Raw genomic sequence first — 3,657 nt, 5'->3', positions numbered from 1 at the left:
CAAGTCTTTTTGTAAGGTCGATCAAAAAGATATTGCTATCTTTTAACTTTTTTGCATAGAATTCCAATTCAATACCAAACACAAAAGATATATTAGATTTTCTACCTAAAGGATCTGTAAAGTTATACTTCATTTACAATTGATAGAATAAAATGGCTTTCGCAAAATAATAAATCAAGTAAAATATTAGGTATACTGCTATCGACTATACATGCTATTCCTAAAGATTCTTCTACTAATTTTATATACGATAAAAGTTTAGTTATAATGTTCCCTTCTTTTATTGTTCCATTGTTGATCAATGCATTTAAATCTTTGGTTGATATTTTTTTGTTAGAGGTAATATCTATCATTTCTCTTGAATCACTAAACATTACCATTTTAGATGCAGAAACTGCAGTAGCTAGTGCATTTGCCATGCTATCCGAATCAATATGATATGTTTCTCCATTTTCTCCACCACATATTGGTGCAATAACTGGAATAAAGTCAGATTCTTCAATAAGAAAAAGTATATCAGGATTTACTTCTGTTGGTTTGCCAATAAACCCAACATCTATTATTTTTTCAATGTTGCCAAATCCATTTTCTTTAAATGTAGAAATTGCCTTTTCTGCTTTTAGTAGATTGCCATCTTTTCCACAAAGACCTATTGCATTACCACCTAAAGAATTTATTTGCTGTACAATATTTTTATTGATTGATCCACATAGCAACATTTCAATGACTTGTATAGTATCTCTATCTGTAAATCTAGCATCATTGATAAATTTACTATTAATATTAAACATTTTAAGTGTTTTATTTATTTCATGTTCTCCATCATGAATTACTATAGGATTTATACCAAGTTGTTTTAACAAAACAACATTATGCGCAAAGCTAGTAAAAAGCTTAGGATCAAGCATTATAGCACCATTACATTTTATAACAAAAGTTTCTCCTTCAAAACTTTGTATATTTGGTAAAGTTTCTAGTAATACTTTAACTTTTTGTTGAAATAAAAACTGGCTGCTTGAGAATCCATTTTTTTCCATATCATTTATTACAATTTTGCCTGAATTTGAAGATTTCACTTTTTAATTCATCTAATGTGTACTTTATATGATTACTTACCATTCTTAAATTGTCGATTAATATACCTTGGTTATAGCTCCATATTTTTATGTGCTGCAAAACAGCATTTAAATCTTCTTTATTCACCTTGTCTATTTTTGTTAGTATAATTCTAAAGTTTATATTTTTGTATTTTAACCAGTAAATGAAATTCTTGTCTATTTCTTTTAGTCCAATCTTTCCATCTATTAACACAAAAACTTCCTTTAGATTCTTTCTATTAGCTAGATAATATTCAATTAGGTGCAAGTACTCAGCTTTTTCTACTTTACTTGCACGAGAGTACCCATATCCTGGTAAATCAGCTAATCTGATTTTATTCCTGCATACTGAGTAGAAGTTTATTTGCCTAGTGCACCCAGGTTTAGAAGAAACTCTAGCAATTTTCTTACTATTTACCAGCAAATTAATCAAACTAGATTTTCCAACATTAGATCTGCCAGCAAGAGCAATTTCTTCTACAAGTTCATCAGGAAAAGATTTTATATTTGATGCTCCAAATATAAAATAACAGTCTTGTGTAATATGCTTTATCACTCTATCTCTAAACTCAAGTATTATTATACAGTGTAATTGTCATTTTGAACAGTTGTCATTTTGAAATAGTTTTTTATTATCTAGTAATGAAGTTAGAATTTTTTATTTATCATTATATGAAAAGAGAAGATAATTTACAAGAATTAAGAGAAAAGTTTTATAATATAAAAACAAAGTTAGAAAATCCAAGTGACTTAAGTCAGCAGGATTTCATTAATGCTTCTAAAGAATATTCAGAGTTATTACCAATTATTCAAATAATAGATGTAATTAACCAATTAGAGAAAGAAATATCTGATCTAGAAGAAATTATAAAAGACGAGGAAAGTGATTCCGATATCAGAGAATTAGCACAAAATGAACTCTATGATAAACAAAAGGAAGTGCTAAAAGTAAAAGATAAACTGAAGCTCACACTAATAGCATTGTTAATGAAAGATGAAGATGATGCAAAAAATGTAATATTAGAAGTCAGAGCTGGAACAGGTGGAGAAGAAGCTGCACTTTTTGCAGCCAATTTGTATCGTATGTATCAAAGATATGCAGAAAGGAAAAATTGGAAATTTGAGCCTATTAGTATATCTCATACCGGTATAGGGGGTTACAAATATGCTTCTGCATCTATAAGTGGAATGGAAGTATTTTCTAGATTGAAATTTGAATCTGGAGTACATAGAGTGCAGAGAGTTCCTGAAACAGAATCTTCTGGAAGATTGCATACTTCAGCAGCTACAGTTGCAATATTACCTGAAGTAGAAGAAGTAGATTTTAAAATAGATGAAAAAGATTTAAGGATAGATGTTTATAGATCTAGTGGTCCTGGAGGACAGTCAGTAAATACAACTGACAGTGCAGTAAGAATAACACACATTCCAACAGGAATGGTTGTGATACAACAAGATGAAAAATCACAACATAAAAACAAAGCTAAGGCACTCAAAGTACTAAGAGCAAGACTATACGAAATTGAAAAGCAAAAAAAAGAAATGGAAAGATCAACACTAAGAAAAAATCAAATAGGTTCTGGAGACCGTTCTGAACGTATCAGAACATATAATTTTCCACAATCAAGAATAACTGATCATAGAATTAATATGACTTCGCATCAATTGGATATTGTACTGAAAGAAGGTGATTTGGATGAATTTATTAATGCATTAATTTCATATAGTGAAGCAGAAAGATTATCAGGAGAAAATTAATAATATTTTGACGCATTACTATGAAAGCATTAAATACTATTGATAGGAGATAAATTAGAAAATTCATAAAAATCAAGGTGGTGATGCATAAATGCTTTTTATAAACTGTATTGCTTTACAGTTTCTGAGTGTACTGTATTCTCGGTTATATCTTTTTTTATATAATATTGTTATTCTTTCAGTTAATGTAACTCCTTGAATTTTACCAAAATTACCAAGCTCAATTTAAAGCAAAAAACACAGCCATCTATATCGTGAAAGAGTTTTTATAATACTTCTAATACAACTTTAATATAGCGTTTTTTGCCAGCAGAAAGTTTTATAAATGATTGTCCTGCAAAATTTTTTAAGTTTATTATATAATGAGCATTATCTATAATCTCACCATTAACCTTACACCCATTACCTAATATCAAACGTCTAGCTGCACTTTTAGAAGCTACTAATTTAGTATTAAACAATAAATCCACTAAAGTTATACCTGAATTTACTTGTTCTTCTTTTATAATATAATCAAACAATAAGGGGCTATCTTCTCCTTCAAAGATAGCAACTGCTGCAAGTTGTGCTTGCTCTGCTTCCTTTTCACCATGACATATTTTTGTTACTTCTGTTGCTAGAATTTTCTTTGCTTCATTTATTTCTCTACCTTTCAAAGATTCTAACTTTTTAATTTCATCAATTTGTAAATCTGTAAATAACCTTAAAAAATGTCCAATATCATGATCATCAATATTACGAAAATATTGCCAATAATCAAAGGGTTTTGTCATATTACCGTTAAGCCATACAGATCCGCTTT

At 29.0% G+C, this 3,657-nt stretch carries 4 protein-coding genes; 1 reads left to right on the top strand and 3 read right to left on the bottom strand.

Annotated elements, in window-relative coordinates:
• Window positions 1-122: 122 nt before the first annotated feature.
• Together argB and yihA are read right to left on the bottom strand one after the other, a co-directional pair.
• Window positions 123-1,037 (bottom strand): acetylglutamate kinase, encoded by a 915-nt coding sequence (gene argB / locus V6U76_RS04840; protein WP_408647430.1) that lies wholly within the window; start codon window positions 1,035-1,037, stop codon window positions 123-125.
• 1 nt (window position 1,038) lies between these two features.
• On the bottom strand, window positions 1,039-1,653 hold the full coding sequence (gene yihA / locus V6U76_RS04835; RefSeq protein WP_333023980.1) for a ribosome biogenesis GTP-binding protein YihA/YsxC: 615 nt from the start codon (window positions 1,651-1,653) through the stop codon (window positions 1,039-1,041).
• 116 nt (window positions 1,654-1,769) lie between these two features.
• On the opposite strand from yihA, the gene prfA reads away from it, so the two are divergent.
• A complete protein-coding gene (gene prfA, locus V6U76_RS04830; protein WP_333023978.1) occupies window positions 1,770-2,855 on the top strand; it encodes a peptide chain release factor 1 in 1,086 nt (361 codons plus the stop codon).
• A 266-nt stretch (window positions 2,856-3,121) separates the two neighbouring features.
• On the opposite strand, the gene V6U76_RS04825 is transcribed toward prfA, so the two are convergent.
• On the bottom strand, window positions 3,122-3,657 hold a 536-nt coding region (locus tag V6U76_RS04825; protein WP_333023977.1), incomplete at its 5' end, for a S4 domain-containing protein.

It is taken from the genome of Wolbachia endosymbiont of Pentidionis agamae (assembly GCF_036711655.1).
In the GTDB taxonomy this organism is placed as follows: domain Bacteria; phylum Pseudomonadota; class Alphaproteobacteria; order Rickettsiales; family Anaplasmataceae; genus JAZHPY01.
Note: the sequence above shows the minus strand (reverse complement) of the source record. Positions and strands in the feature narration are given on the sequence as shown.